11 protein-coding genes and 1 pseudogene are annotated in these 13,394 nt (G+C 58.8%); 7 read left to right on the top strand and 5 right to left on the bottom strand.

Annotated elements, in window-relative coordinates; genetic code table 11:
* The first annotated feature begins 68 nt into the window (after positions 1–68).
* On the top strand, positions 69–2,603 hold the full coding sequence (locus tag ACYZTS_RS02855) for a LuxR C-terminal-related transcriptional regulator (RefSeq protein ID WP_461993875.1): 2,535 nt from the start codon (positions 69–71) through the stop codon (positions 2,601–2,603).
* 194 nt (positions 2,604–2,797) lie between these two features.
* The gene (locus ACYZTS_RS02850; protein WP_461993873.1) at positions 2,798–3,484 is read left to right on the top strand and encodes a hypothetical protein; all 687 of its coding nucleotides are present in this window, start codon (positions 2,798–2,800) and stop codon (positions 3,482–3,484) included.
* Here ACYZTS_RS02850 and ACYZTS_RS02845 read toward each other — a convergent pair.
* Positions 3,476–4,270, bottom strand: coding sequence for an IclR family transcriptional regulator (locus tag ACYZTS_RS02845; RefSeq protein ID WP_028623413.1), 795 nt, complete (start codon positions 4,268–4,270; stop codon positions 3,476–3,478). The genes ACYZTS_RS02850 and ACYZTS_RS02845 overlap by 9 nt on opposite strands.
* Before the next feature lie 161 nt (positions 4,271–4,431).
* Between ACYZTS_RS02845 and hmgA the strand changes: the two genes are divergently transcribed.
* Genes hmgA through maiA form a run of 3 tightly spaced genes read left to right on the top strand, consistent with a single transcriptional unit; the run spans position 4,432 to position 7,692 of the window.
* Complete coding sequence (gene hmgA, locus ACYZTS_RS02840; RefSeq protein ID WP_461993870.1) at positions 4,432–5,736, top strand: homogentisate 1,2-dioxygenase; 1,305 nt, start codon at positions 4,432–4,434, stop codon at positions 5,734–5,736.
* Between the two features lie 3 nt (positions 5,737–5,739).
* Complete coding sequence (gene fahA / locus ACYZTS_RS02835) at positions 5,740–7,044, top strand: fumarylacetoacetase (RefSeq protein ID WP_461993868.1); 1,305 nt, start codon at positions 5,740–5,742, stop codon at positions 7,042–7,044.
* A gap of 12 nt (positions 7,045–7,056) precedes the next feature.
* On the top strand, positions 7,057–7,692 hold the full coding sequence (gene maiA, locus ACYZTS_RS02830) for a maleylacetoacetate isomerase (RefSeq protein WP_461993866.1): 636 nt from the start codon (positions 7,057–7,059) through the stop codon (positions 7,690–7,692).
* Between the two features lie 247 nt (positions 7,693–7,939).
* On the opposite strand, the gene ACYZTS_RS02825 is transcribed toward maiA, so the two are convergent.
* The gene (locus ACYZTS_RS02825) at positions 7,940–8,743 is read right to left on the bottom strand and encodes a SirB1 family protein (protein ID WP_028623409.1); all 804 of its coding nucleotides are present in this window, start codon (positions 8,741–8,743) and stop codon (positions 7,940–7,942) included.
* A 173-nt stretch (positions 8,744–8,916) separates the two neighbouring features.
* On the opposite strand from ACYZTS_RS02825, the gene ACYZTS_RS02820 reads away from it, so the two are divergent.
* The gene (locus ACYZTS_RS02820) at positions 8,917–9,936 is read left to right on the top strand and encodes a Glu/Leu/Phe/Val dehydrogenase family protein (RefSeq protein WP_461993864.1); all 1,020 of its coding nucleotides are present in this window, start codon (positions 8,917–8,919) and stop codon (positions 9,934–9,936) included.
* Between the two features lie 217 nt (positions 9,937–10,153).
* On the opposite strand, the pseudogene ACYZTS_RS02815 reads toward ACYZTS_RS02820, so the two are convergent.
* Positions 10,154–10,408 (bottom strand): annotated as a pseudogene (locus ACYZTS_RS02815) (YebG family protein); the annotation flags it as partial.
* A 342-nt stretch (positions 10,409–10,750) separates the two neighbouring features.
* Here ACYZTS_RS02815 and ACYZTS_RS02810 point away from each other — a divergent pair.
* A complete protein-coding gene (locus ACYZTS_RS02810) occupies positions 10,751–11,251 on the top strand; it encodes a phosphate-starvation-inducible protein PsiE (protein ID WP_028623406.1) in 501 nt (166 codons plus the stop codon).
* On the opposite strand, the gene ACYZTS_RS02805 is transcribed toward ACYZTS_RS02810, so the two are convergent.
* Both ACYZTS_RS02805 and ACYZTS_RS02800 read right to left on the bottom strand, forming a co-directional pair.
* Positions 11,248–11,565, bottom strand: coding sequence for a DUF3509 domain-containing protein (locus ACYZTS_RS02805; protein ID WP_461993862.1), 318 nt, complete (start codon positions 11,563–11,565; stop codon positions 11,248–11,250). The two genes, ACYZTS_RS02810 and ACYZTS_RS02805, sit on opposite strands and share 4 nt — an antisense overlap.
* Before the next feature lie 331 nt (positions 11,566–11,896).
* Positions 11,897–13,273 carry an L-serine ammonia-lyase gene (locus tag ACYZTS_RS02800; protein ID WP_461993860.1) on the bottom strand — a complete coding sequence of 459 codons (1,377 nt, stop codon included), beginning with the start codon at positions 13,271–13,273 and terminating at the stop codon, positions 11,897–11,899.
* Positions 13,274–13,394 lie beyond the last annotated feature (121 nt).

Genomic DNA, 13,394 nt, shown 5'->3' with positions numbered 1-13,394 from the left:
GAATACTTCTCAACAAGCTGCGGAGAGAGGGCTAGGGTAATGGAACAACTATAAGCAGGCGCCTTCCTATGACCGCCATGACCCCGTGGCCAGACCTTCCGGGATTTCTGCCCCGTTTGTCGTCCCATCATTTGTCGCGCAAGCGCTTGATCGAACCGTTACTGGCGTCGACAGCGCGGGTAAAATTGTTGTGCGCACCCGCCGGCAGCGGCAAGAGTGCGTTGCTGGTCGAATGCCTGTTGCAGGCGCCTGCACAGTGCCGGGTCCACTGGCTGCCAATGTCCGGTGCCGCGATGAGTGCTGGCGATTTACAGCAGCGACTGGCCCAGGCGCTGGGGCTGGGAGCGTTCGATGAGGCAGCACTGGTGGATTGCCTGAGTCGTTTGCAAACCCCGACCTGGCTGTTTCTCGATGATCTTTGCCGCGTCCCCAATCCTGAATTCGACCGCTTGCTGGATCGTCTCTTAGCCATCGCCAGCCCGGCGCTCACCTGGTGGTTGAGTTCGCGTCGACGTCCGGGATGTAACTGGCCGAGGTTGTTGCTGGATGACGAATTATACGAGTGCGAAGGCCGCTTACTGGCATTGACCGAAGCCGAGATCGAACAGTTGCTCTGCCGTAACGAGCCTTCCTCAGGATTACTCAACAGTAAAAAACTGTACGAGCGCACGGGCGGCTGGTGCGCCGGAGTGCGCATAGCACTGCTGGAAGGGTGTCACAAAGCGTGCGAGCAGGGGCGTTCTGCGACGCTGCTTGATTACCTGCAACATGAACTGTTGAACACGCTGCCTGCTGAGCTGGTTGAGGTCTGGCAAGTGCTGGCTCACCTGCCACGTTTCAACGCCAGCCTGTGCGAGCATTTGTTCGGCACCGGTGAAGGTGCGCAGTGGTTGCACGCGTTGCAGGAAATGGGTTGTTTCATCGAGCCGTGGGAAGACTCCGCCGATTGGCTGCGGATTTTCGTGCCAGTGGCGCTGGCGATGCACGATGAGCGAAACACCGCCGGACGTTCCTGGCATCGGCGTGCGTGCCAGTGGTTCAGTGCCCGGGAGGACTGGCAGGGTGCATTCGAACAGGCTTTGCTGGCGCAGGAGTTCGAATCGGCTGTCAGCCTGTTGCAGCATTTTAGCTTCGAGCACCTGTTCACGCGTCAAAACGTGACCTTGCTATTGCGCCTGCATGAGCGTTTAGGCGATCAGCTGACACTGGGCACGCCGCAGCGGATCGGGCTCATTACGGCAGCTTTGCTATTCGCCGGGAGGTTCGACCAGGCCGCTGCGTGCATCGAGCAAATGGCCCGGTTTGCTCCGCAACCGAGTGAAATCCTGCAACGGCAGCTGCTCGCACGCTGGCAGGCGCAACAGGGTTGGCTCCTGCATCTGCAGGGGCGCATGCCGTCTGCGCGCGCGCACTTCAGTGAGGCACTCGAGGCGCTGGACTCCAGCGCCTGGTCGGCCCGACTCCTGTGCCTGTCCGGTTTGACGCAGCAGGCGCTGCTCAATGGCGACCTCGACACGGCGCAGACGATAAATCGCGAAGCGTTATGCCTGGCGCGGGCGCACGGTTCGCTGTTGTTCGAAGGGCTGCTGGAACTGGATCACGCGCAGTTGCTGGAACAACGCGGTGCCCCTCGACGTGCCGAGCGGCTACTCGCCGACGTGCATGAAAGGCTCTGTCGTGAAGCTGACCGGCCGACACCTTTGATCGGCCGGGTCGCTTTGCGTAGAGGCCGACTGGCGCTGTGCCAGGGGCAGGATGAGCTGGCCGGGGTGTTCTTCCATTCCGGGCTGGAAGATTGCCTGCAAAGTGAGGACAAACGCGCCTTGTATGGTTTTCTCGGGTTAGCGCAACTGGCGGCCAACCAGCGAGATTACGCTCAGGCCTTTGATCGCTTGCGAGAGGCCGAGCGATTGATGCAGCAGCGGCAGATACCCGACACGGTCTACCGTGGCGCTTTGTTGCAATTGAGCAGTCATATCTGGCTGCAACAAGGTCGCCCGGAATTGGCCCGCGAAGCGTTGACCCGCGTCTTGCGTCATTACCATGGGCCTCATGCGCGACAAGCGCCGCCCGCAACGCTGGCACTCATTCCGCGTATCGAATATCAACTGGTACTGGCGCAAACCTGTCTGCATCAGGCGCACAAGCCTTTAACGCGTTTGAGCGAGTTGCTTGATCACGCGCAGCGCCACGGCATGCTGGCGCTTGAAGCCGAGCTGCATTTGGCGATGTGTGAAGTGGCTGACCTGATCGGTGAGCCCGCGCTGGCACGCTCGGCGCTGGACGCAGGGCTGGAGCTGGTAAGCCGCTGCAACGTTCAACAGGCGTTGCGGGAATTGCAGTTGCGGACGCCAAACCTGCTCTGCCGCTTGCAGGGCGAACCAGTCGACGCGGACATCGTTGATGCGGGAGTGCTCAGTGCTCGCGAGCTTGAAGTGCTAAGTCTGATCGCCTTGGGCAACTCCAATCAACAAATCGCCGAACAACTGTTTATCTCATTACATACAGTCAAAACCCATGTTCGACGGATCTACAGCAAGTTGGGCGTTCAACGACGTACACAGGCAGTTGCCAGGTTAAAGGTGATGGGGGTTGTTTGTTAAATACTCATTGCTCATGATTTAAAACATGTTTTTGATGTTTTTGTAAGTCCTGTCCGTTGTATGGTCTGTTTCGGCGGCAACCAAGTGATAGTCCTCGACTGAATCGAGTTGGTTGTTTTCGGCCAATTAAACAATTCAATCATTTCACAGGTCGAACAAGACGTTCGAACCTGAAAATTGACAGGACGTTAATAATGAGTTCCGATTTTTTTTCCTTCAAGAAACTTGCGGTCCTGAAGAGTATTCGTACCGAGTTCGCGGTCCGGGTCCTTTTGATCGAATGCCTGAAAAAGCATGCGCTGGGTCCTTTCAACGCTTACCTGAACACGATTGACTTTCGCACTGACGAAGTAATTGCATCGGAAATGCTTTTCGATGAAGCGCTGAAATATGTCAGGCGCGACGAAATACCTAATTATGATCAGGGCATAAATGAAGTATTCAGTCGTCGCTATTCTTTCAATCCCAAGGACCGTATCAAGGGTTTCGATGTGATAGCGTTCGAGAGCATTGTAATGCGCATTATCAGCGCATTCCGCGGAGTTGACGCTGTCCAATTCAGTGATCGTTCCATCAAGTCTGTCAGCCTTGAAGAAATTCACGCAGCGCTCAAACATCGTGTGCCGTCGGTAGATATTGATAACGTGTACGTGACAGGATTCATGGACGCTCATGGTGAGCGCAAAGTCATTCAGTCGAAAACGCTCGCTGAGGATATCCACGCACATCTTCGTGATAATGAAATCCCGTATTACTATGGCGACAGGATCGGCGTTTACACTGTTGCGTACAGCGCACAGGAAGAGCATGTTCACCCGAATCTGACAGCAGATGACATCAACATCCTGGTGATCGAAATCATCCCCGGCTTTCTAATCTGACGCGCCGCGCTCTTCAAAGCCCATCCGCCAACTCACGGCTCGCGTCGCCGCCAGCAATCGCTGCGCCGCCGGGCCGTTTTCGTCCGCGTGGAACAGCGAAGTCGGCCCGACGATCGTCATCACAGCCGCTACGTTTCCAACCGCATTGAACACCGGAGCCGACAGCGCGTCGACTCCGGGCATCAACAGGCCGTGCACATGGTGCAGGCCGCGATCGCGTATTTGCTGACTTAATTGGGCGTAGTCCTGATCGTCAGCCAGTGCGTGAATGTCGCTGGCCTGCAGCTCTTCTGCGCGCAAGTCCACGGTTTCGCGTTTCGGCAAATACGCAGCGAACACCAAGCCTGTTGATGAGGTAAGCAGCGGCAATACCGAGCCCAATTGCGTCACGACCGTCACCGCGCGCACCGCCGGTTCGATATGCACCACGGTTGCACCCTGATTACCCCACACGGCCAGAAAGCAGGTCTCGTTCAATTCATCGCGCAGTTCCGCCAAGGGCAGGGCGGCAACCTTGAGCACGTCCATACTGTTAAGCGCGGCCAGCCCGACACGCAGGGCTTCGCGACCCAGACCGTAGTGGTTGGTGGCCGCGTTCTGTTCGGCAAAACCGCTGGCAATCAGCGCCTGCAGATAGCGGTGAACCTTGCTCGCGGGCATCTGCACGTGGTCGGCAAGCCGCGACAATGAAGTGGAGGGCGACAGCTCGGCCAACGCCTTGAGGATGTCAGTGCCGACCTCCGCCGAGCGGACTTTTTGCTTGTCGTTGTTGCGCGGCGTTTCCATGAAGGTGGTCGATCCCGGGACGAATGGGCGTCTTTATAACTTGACGGTCATAACCAATCAAATTACGTTATGCGTAATCGAATTACGACAACAATAACCGGGCATGCCGATCCTCTTGTACCGAGTGACAGGCCATGCCTGATCCCTGTTCAGGAGGCTCCATGAACCTCGATTCAACGGCGACCGAGCTCGCTTATCAGTCCGGCTTCGGCAACGAATTCAGCAGTGAAGCACTGCCCGGCGCGCTGCCCGTCGGCCAGAACTCTCCGCAGAAAGCCCCATACGGTCTCTACACCGAATTATTCTCCGGTACCGCGTTCACCATGGCGCGCAGTGAAGCGCGGCGGACCTGGTTGTACCGTATACAGCCGTCAGCCAATCATCCGGCGTTTGTCAAACTGGATCGGCAACTGGCAGGCGGACCTTTGGGTGAAGTGACCCCTAATCGCTTGCGCTGGAATCCGTTGGAGATTCCTGACGAACCCACCGATTTCATCGATGGCATGGTTAGCATGGTTGCCAACTCGAGCCCGGAGAAACCGGCCGGGATCAGCATTTACAGCTACCGCGCCAATCGCTCGATGGAGCGCGTGTTTTTCAATGCTGACGGCGAATGGCTGCTGGTGCCGCAGCTGGGCCGTCTGCGTCTCGTCACCGAACTGGGCGTGCTGGAAATCGAGCCGCTGGAAATCGCCGTGCTGCCTCGCGGTCTGAAGTTTCGCATCGAACTGCTCGACGCACAGGCGCGCGGCTACCTTGCGGAAAACCACGGTGCGCCTTTGCGTCTGCCGGATCTGGGGCCTATCGGCAGCAATGGCCTGGCCAATCCACGAGACTTTCTGGCGCCGGTCGCGCACTACGAAAACCTCAAGCAGCCGACCACGCTGGTGCAGAAATTCCTCGGTGAATTGTGGGCCTGTGAACTGGATCATTCACCCCTGAATGTGGTCGCCTGGCACGGCAACAACGTGCCCTACAAATATGACCTGCGCCGATTCAATACCATCGGCACGGTGAGTTTCGATCATCCCGATCCGTCGATTTTCACCGTCCTGACTTCGCCCACCAGTGTCCACGGGCTGGCCAATCTCGACTTTGTGATCTTCCCGCCACGCTGGATGGTGGCGGAGAAAACCTTCCGTCCACCGTGGTTTCACCGCAACCTGATGAACGAATTCATGGGCCTGATCAAAGGCGAATACGACGCCAAGGCTGAGGGTTTTCTGCCCGGCGGTGCTTCGTTGCACAGCTGCATGAGCGCTCACGGGCCTGATGGCGAGACGTGCACCCGCGCGATCAATGCCGAGCTAGCGCCGGCAAAGATCGACAACACCATGGCGTTCATGTTCGAGACCAGCCAAGTGCTGCGCCCCAGCCGTTTCGCGCTGGACTGCCCGCAGCTGCAAACCAGTTATGACGCTTGCTGGGCGACCTTGCCCGCCACTTTCGACCCAACCCGGAGATAACCCATGACTCAGACTTCCATCGCTCGTAGCTGGGTTGCCTCCGCCAACGATCACACCGATTTTCCGCTGCAAAACCTGCCGCTGGGTGTGTTCAGTGTGCAGGGCTCGGCGCCTCGCAGTGGCGTGGCTATCGGTGAGCACATTTTCGATCTGGAGGCCGCGCTGGACGCAGGCTTGTTCGATGGCGCAGCGAAAGCCGCCGCCGAAGCGACCCGTGGCGGTCAGTTGAATGCTTTTTTTGAATTGGGCCGCGCCGCGCGTGTTGCCCTGCGTGAGCGCCTGATGGAGCTGTTCGCAGAGGGCAGCACCCTGCACGGCAAGATCGAAGCGCAGGGCGCAAAATTGCTGCCACTGGCGGCGGATTGTGCGATGCACCTGCCGGCGAAAATCAACGATTACACCGACTTCTACGTCGGCATCGAGCACGCGCAGAACGTTGGCAAATTGTTCCGTCCGGACAACCCGCTGCTGCCGAACTACAAATACGTGCCGATTGGTTATCACGGTCGCGCCTCGACCATTCGCCCGTCCGGCACTGACGTTCGTCGTCCAAAAGGCCAGACCTTGCCGGCCGGGCAAACCGAGCCGACCTTCGGTCCATGTGCGCGCCTGGATTACGAGTTGGAACTGGGGATCTGGATCGGTCAGGGCAACGCCATGGGCGATTCGATCGCCATAGGCGACGCTGCCGAGCACATTGCCGGTTTCTGCCTGCTCAACGATTGGTCGGCGCGGGACATTCAGGCCTGGGAATACCAGCCGCTGGGTCCGTTTCTGTCGAAGAGCTTCATCACCAGTATTTCACCGTGGGTTGTGACGGCTGAGGCGCTGGAGCCTTTCCGTCGGGCGCAACCGGCACGGCCTGAGGGCGATCCGCAGCCTTTGCCGTATCTGCTCGACAAACGCGATCAGGCCGCCGGGGCTTTCGACATCGAGCTGGAAGTGCTGCTGCTCACCGAGACCATGCGCGAGCAAAATCTGCCGGCCCATCGCCTGACTTCCAGCAACACCAAACACATGTACTGGACCGTGGCGCAAATGGTTGCGCATCACAGCGTCAACGGCTGCCAGTTGCAGGCCGGCGATCTGTTCGGGTCGGGCACTCTATCGGGGCCGGAAAACGGACAGTTCGGTAGCCTGCTGGAAATCACCGAGGGCGGCAAAAAGCCGATCGAACTGGCCTCGGGCGAGGTGCGCAAGTTCCTCGAAGACGGTGACGAAATCATCCTGCGTGCGCGCTGCACCCGGGAAGGTTTTGCGTCCATCGGTTTTGGAGAATGCCGCGGCACCGTGACGCCGGCGCGTTAAGAGGACCGAGCCATGCAGCTTTATACCTACTATCGCTCAACCTCGTCGTACCGCGTACGTATCGCGTTGGCACTTAAAGGGCTGGACTTTCAGGCATTGCCGATCAATTTGATCGCGCCGCCTGGGGGGGAGCACAGGCAGGCGCACTACCTGGCGATCAACCCGCAAGGTCGTGTGCCGGCCTTGCGCACCGAGGAGGGCGAGCTGCTGATTCAGTCGCCCGCGATCATCGAGTATCTGGAAGAGCGTTATCCACAGGTGCCTCTGCTGTCCCGAGACCTTGCAGCGCGTGCGCGTGAACGGGCGGTTGCGGCGGTGATTGGTTGCGATGTGCATCCGCTGCATAACGTCAGCGTGCTCAACAAACTGCGCCAGTGGGGCCATGACGAAACGCAAGTGGTTGAATGGATCGGCAACTGGATCAGCCAGGGTCTGGCGACGGTTGAGCAGATGATCGGGGATGAAGGTTACTGCTTTGGTGCCGAACCGGGCCTGGCGGACGCTTATCTGATTCCTCAGCTGTACGCAGCAGAGCGTTTCAATATTTCTCTTCAGGCGTATCCAAGGATTCGGCGGGTGGCGGAGTTGGCCGCAGCTCATCCAGCGTTTATTAATGCGCACCCGGCCAATCAGCCCGATACGCCTTAAAGGCTTACGTAAACCCTGTGGGAACCGGGCCTGCCCGCGATGAACGATTATGCGGTTTATCTGATGGACCGCGTTGTCTGAAATCGCGAGCAAGCTTGCTCCTACGGATTTGATTTCGATTACTCATCTATGCTTCGACCCAGCTCACTGTGGGAGCGTGGCTTGCCCGCGATGGCATCGACGCGGTTTGCCTCATGGACCGCGCCGCCTGTATCGCGAGCAAGCTTGCTCCTACGGATCGTGGGGCTCAGTGGACGATTGAGTTGGGGGGTAAATGCCCCAGGCGCTCCGTCAATCGAATCCGCTGAATCGGGTCATCGCTGAGCATCAGCGCGTGCTCCAGATCAAATCGTTCGGCGTTGGGGCAATCCAGTCGCTGGTACAGGCTGGCCCGCGCCAGATAGTCCGCCGCACTGGCGTTACCCAATTCCAGCACACGCTCGGCGTCAATCAACGCGCCGATGTAATCATCGTGAGAAAGGTGCAGCTGGCGCAGGTTGCGTGACAGACGCTGAAGCATTTGCACCGGCTGGGCGGTGAGCAAATGGTCGGCGCTGAGCTTCATGTTCGGGCCATATTGGCGTTGCAACAATTCGCGACAATCGTTGGGGTACAGCCGGCGGCCGCCGCACGGGTCGAGCAGGTGATCGGCGCCCGGCACCCGCAGCAGAAAATGCCCCGGAAAGTTGACCCCTGCCAGCGGGATTTCCAGCCCTTTGGCCAGTTCAAGTGCAATCAACCCCAACGCCAATGGCTGACCACGGCGACGTTCCAGCACCTTGTCGAGCAACGCGACCTGCGGGCGCAGCGGCGTGAAATCATCCTGGGCGTAACCCAAATCATTCAGACGTCGCAGTAACGGCTGAGCCAGTTCGCTGACCGGCAACATGGGCAAGCCATAACTGACGCGCTGCTGCAGATCCTTGAACTGCGCCATGACTGCCTGCGGATTCACGTCCTTGTCGTGCTCGACCGCAATCCATAGCGCCGCCTCGAACAGCGCAGGCGGTGATCGTTGCAGGCAATCGAAGAAGTGTTGGCGCGGTGTCATCAAAATCTCCGGGGGATGCCTCGTTTTTAGCCTCGTCTGCGGCATTCGTCCAGTGCCATGCAGGGTTATGTCTGAAAGCCTGAAGAACGGCAGCGCTTATTCCGGTGCGCTCCTGCAATTTTTGGGTGCAAGCCTATACTGGCGACTACAAGAAGTGATTCGGGAGCCTTACGATGTTCGCTCTCATGCAAAGCACTCGCCTTGAATCGCTGCATCTGAGCGTCGACCCGGCCACCGGGTTGAAGGCGGTCATTGCCATTCATAACAGCCGTCTGGGGCCTGCCCTGGGTGGCTGCCGTTATCTGTCCTATCCTGACGACGAGTCCGCAGTCGAGGATGCCATTCGCCTGGCCCAAGGCATGAGTTACAAGGCGGCATTGGCCGGTCTTGCGCAGGGCGGCGGTGTGGCCGTGATTATCCGGCCGGTCCATGTAGAGAGTCGTGGCGCACTGTTCGAAGCATTCGGCCGCTGCATCAATCAGCTCGACGGGCGCTACATCACCGCCATCGACAGCGGCACGTCGGTGGCAGACATGGATTGCATCGCCCAACAGACGCAACACGTCACCAGTACCACATCGGCGGGCGACCCGGCGCCGCATGCGGCCATGGGTGTATTCACCGGCATTCGCGCGACCGCGATGGCCCGTCTAGGCAGCGACAATCTTGAAGGCCTGCGCGTGGCCATTCAGGGTTTGGGCAATGTTGGCTTTGCCCTCGCCGAACAGTTGCACGCCGCCGGCGCCGAACTGCTGGTCAGCGACATCGATCACGGCAAGGTGCAATTGGCGATGGAGCAAATGGGCGCACATCCGATTGCCAACGATTCCCTGCTCAGTACGCCGTGCGACATTCTGGCGCCGTGCGGGCTGGGCGGGGTGCTCAACAGCGTCACGGTCGCGCAGCTGCGCTGCTCGGCGGTGGCGGGGTCAGCGAATAATCAGCTGACGCATCTGGACGTGGCCGATCAGTTGGAGCGGCGCGGCATCCTTTACGCGCCGGATTATGTAATCAATGCCGGCGGGCTCATCTACGTGTCGCTCAAGCACCGGGGCGAAGAGCTGACCACCATCACCGCGCACCTGTCGAAAATCAGCTCGCGGCTGACCGAAGTCTTCGCTCATGCCCAAGCGGAGAAGCGCTCCCCGGCGCGGGTAGCGGATGAGTTGGCGGAGAAAGTCCTGTACCGCTGAGTAAAGGATCGCAGCCTTCGGCAGCTCCTACACAAGAATGCGTGCCGCGACTCTGATCAATTATTTGCCATGAAAAAGGCCCTGAGCCATTCGACTCAGGGCCTATTCAATTCTGTGGTGCTTATTTCGCAGCCTTTGCAGCCTTGGCGGGTTTCACCGGCGCCACTTCCGCCTCATCAGGTTCAGGTTCAGCCGCTGCAACCGGCTCGATCACTTCGGCTGGCGCGCTCAGCAATTCGGACAAGGCGTCCGGCTGGCTCTTGAACGCTTTGGCAAACACATCGCGATTTTTCGCCATGTAGATCCCGGCTTCTTCCACCTGCTGTTCGCTCAGGGACGGCACGGCTTTGTGCAACACTTCAGCCAGCAACTCGGCCAGTTCGAGCATTTTGTCATGACGGTCAGCTTCGGCTTTATCCATGAACAAGCGCTCCAGATCTCGGCTGCTGCGGTATACCACTTCGACGGCCATTCACCACCTCACATGCCTTCACAAAAGTAGCCTTAAGCGACTACTGTATTTATATACAGCGAAAAGGATAAGCGAATCGCTGCGGTTTGGGTAGTGGCTTTTCAATGTAGACGCAATTCAGGTTTTGTCAGGTCCGTGTGGAGCCGTTTGCGGGCAAGTCGGATCGCCCACCGGCTCGTTCGTCCGGATCCGGATAGCCCGCAGGGTGCGACCAAACGCCACGGCGCTTGTTTCAGGGCGTCTCGCCATCATATGGCAGCCTTGAATGGCCTTTTTTCTGCATGCAGAACCGTCACGTCCATCGCGCATCATCCGCTCGAGCCGAGCTAAGGAAGTATCACTGTGAAAATCAACTGGGCCGAGAAACTACGGCAGAACGTGCATCAACTGGCCGAGTCGCTGGGCAACCTGTTCGTCGAGACGTTCCATTACCTGGCGCTTTTCGCCATCGGCGCAGTGACCGCATGGGCAGCGGTGATGGAATTTTTGGGAATGCTGGAGGAGGGGCACATCAAGATCGATGACATCCTGTTGCTGTTCATCTATCTGGAATTGGGCGCGATGGTCGGGATTTATTTCAAGACCAACCACATGCCGGTGCGCTTTCTGATCTACGTGGCGATTACCGCACTGACGCGGTTGCTGATCTCCAACGTGTCGCACCACAACCCGCCCGATCTGGGGATCATTTATCTGTGCGGCGGGATTCTATTGCTGGCGTTTGCGATTCTGGTGGTGCGTTACGCTTCGTCGCAATTCCCCTCGGTAAAGATCGAGCACCCGCAACGCAAGGTTGGTGCGGGTTCCGGTGAACATCCCGAGGTCGAGAAGGGCGAGATTTAAAGGCCCATCGCAGGTCGTGGCTGATCTTTGACGGGTGGCGGCGGCAGCGCGCGGCTGTCGCTATCGGTCATGGCTTCGAGGATCGACATGGCGCTATGGCCCTGCTCGATGGCGATGCCGAACTGAATGCTTTGCACAAGCCGCTTCAGACGCTCGGGGTCGTTGCGCTGTTCAGCGCTGATCATCCGCTTGGCAACGACGCGGCCGCTGTTGGACAGGGTCAGCATGATGCGACCGTCGAGCCCCTGAATGCTCAGGTTGATCTGATAATCCGGCGCAAATACATCGGTAATGAGCTGAAAAGGGTTGTCCATGTTGCGTCACCGCCTGATTGAACGTGCAGTTGTTGACGACCGCGATCGGGATTAGTTCGCAACACCGGACCATCGGCTCGTACAGCGCTTACCTTCAGGGGTGATCTAGCAAGGGGCATGCCGCAAACATTGTCGGACAATGTCATGGCCGACTCAGGGCTATGTGGGTTTGTAGCAGCTAGCGAAGCCTGCGTCTGGCTCGACGGGAGTCAGACGCAGGCTTCGCCAGCTGCTACAGGGGCTGCGTTGTGGCACAAAGGTTTTATGCATCCGGTTGCCGCTTTCTGCCCGTTTCCGGGCAAAAACAGGGAAACGTCCTCAAGCGGTGCGATCAGCACTCCACCCAGTTCACGGCCAGGCCACCGCGCGAAGTTTCCTTGTACTTGTCGTGCATGTCGGCGCCGGTGTCGCGCATGGTGCGGATGACCCGATCGAGCGAAATGAAGTGTTTGCCATCGCCGCGCAGGGCCATTTGCGTGGCGTTGATAGCCTTCACCGCCGCGATTGCGTTGCGCTCGATGCACGGGACCTGAACCAGACCGCCGACCGGGTCGCAGGTCAGACCGAGATTGTGCTCCAAACCAATTTCGGCAGCGTTTTCCAATTGTTCCGGCGTCGCTCCGAGGATGTCCGCCAAGCCAGCAGCCGCCATGGCGCACGCCGAACCGACTTCGCCCTGACAGCCAACTTCCGCGCCGGAGATCGACGCATTTTTTTTGCAAAGAATGCCGACGGCGGCAGCAGCTAAAAAGAAGGCGACGACGTCATCGTCCGAGGCGTCCGGATTGAACTTCATGTAGTAGTGCAGCACCGCCGGAATAATCCCCGCCGCGCCGTTGGTCGGCGCAGTCACCATACGCCCGCCGGCCGCGTTTTCTTCGTTCACGGCCAGGGCGAACAGGTTGACCCATTCCATCGCCGACAGGGTGGAAGTGATGACATTCGGCTTGCCGATTTCCAACAGGCTGCGGTGCAGTTTCGCCGCACGCCGCGGCACATTAAGACCGCCCGGCAGGATGCCTTCGTGACGCAAGCCCTGCTCGACGCATTCGCGCATCACCGACCAGATATGCAACAGGCCCTGACGGATCTCGGCCTCGCTACGCCAGGCCAGTTCGTTTGCCATGATCAACTCGGATACACGCAAGCCGTGCTCATTGCACAACGTGAGCAACTCGGCGGCGGTGGAGAAATCGTAGGGCAGGACGACGTCGCTGTCGGGCGCGATGCCCGACTCGGCTTCAGCCGCTTCAACGATGAACCCGCCGCCGATGGAATAGTACGTCTGTTCCCACAGCTCACCGCTCTCGCCGAAGGCGGTCAGGGACATGGCGTTGGGGTGGTACGGCAGGCACTCGTCGAGCAGCAGCAGATCACGCTGCCAATCGAAGGCAATGGTGGTTTTCCCCGCAAGGTTGAGTTCACCGGTTTCGCGCAACGCCTGGATCCGGCTGTCGATGGTCGTGGGGTCGATGCTGTCCGGCCATTCGCCCATCAGGCCCAGGACGCAGGCGCGGTCGGTGGCGTGGCCGACGCCGGTGGCCGACAGCGAGCCGTACAGGCGAATTTCGATGCGACGCGTGTCCCCGAGCATTTGCTGGTCGGCGAGCGCATGAGTGAAGGTCGCGGCAGCACGCATGGGCCCGACGGTGTGGGAGCTGGAAGGACCGATACCCACTTTGAACAGATCGAAAACACTGATAGCCATGCTAAACCCTATACAAGCAATGGAAGAAAAATCGCTGCCATTTTTGTAGGACGAGCGCAATGTCGACGATACTGAGCTGCAATGTCCTACGTGACCAACGAAAATTCCTAAGACAGCCTTT

The organism is Pseudomonas sp. TMB3-21 (assembly GCF_054898145.1).
Note: the sequence above shows the minus strand (reverse complement) of the source record. Positions and strands in the feature narration are given on the sequence as shown.

What these genes read in the sequence shown, in the direction of transcription:
- ACYZTS_RS02855 (WP_461993875.1), top strand. Translation starts at nt 69, where the DNA reads ATGACCGCCATGACCCCGTGGCCAGACCTTCCGGGATTTCTGCCCCGT.
- ACYZTS_RS02850 (WP_461993873.1), top strand. Translation starts at nt 2,798, where the DNA reads ATGAGTTCCGATTTTTTTTCCTTCAAGAAACTTGCGGTCCTGAAGAGT.
- ACYZTS_RS02845 (WP_028623413.1), bottom strand. Translation starts at nt 4,270, where the DNA reads ATGGAAACGCCGCGCAACAACGACAAGCAAAAAGTCCGCTCGGCGGAG.
- hmgA (WP_461993870.1), top strand. Translation starts at nt 4,432, where the DNA reads ATGAACCTCGATTCAACGGCGACCGAGCTCGCTTATCAGTCCGGCTTC.
- fahA (WP_461993868.1), top strand. Translation starts at nt 5,740, where the DNA reads ATGACTCAGACTTCCATCGCTCGTAGCTGGGTTGCCTCCGCCAACGAT.
- maiA (WP_461993866.1), top strand. Translation starts at nt 7,057, where the DNA reads ATGCAGCTTTATACCTACTATCGCTCAACCTCGTCGTACCGCGTACGT.
- ACYZTS_RS02825 (WP_028623409.1), bottom strand. Translation starts at nt 8,743, where the DNA reads ATGACACCGCGCCAACACTTCTTCGATTGCCTGCAACGATCACCGCCT.
- ACYZTS_RS02820 (WP_461993864.1), top strand. Translation starts at nt 8,917, where the DNA reads ATGTTCGCTCTCATGCAAAGCACTCGCCTTGAATCGCTGCATCTGAGC.
- ACYZTS_RS02805 (WP_461993862.1), bottom strand. Translation starts at nt 11,565, where the DNA reads ATGGACAACCCTTTTCAGCTCATTACCGATGTATTTGCGCCGGATTAT.
- ACYZTS_RS02800 (WP_461993860.1), bottom strand. Translation starts at nt 13,273, where the DNA reads ATGGCTATCAGTGTTTTCGATCTGTTCAAAGTGGGTATCGGTCCTTCC.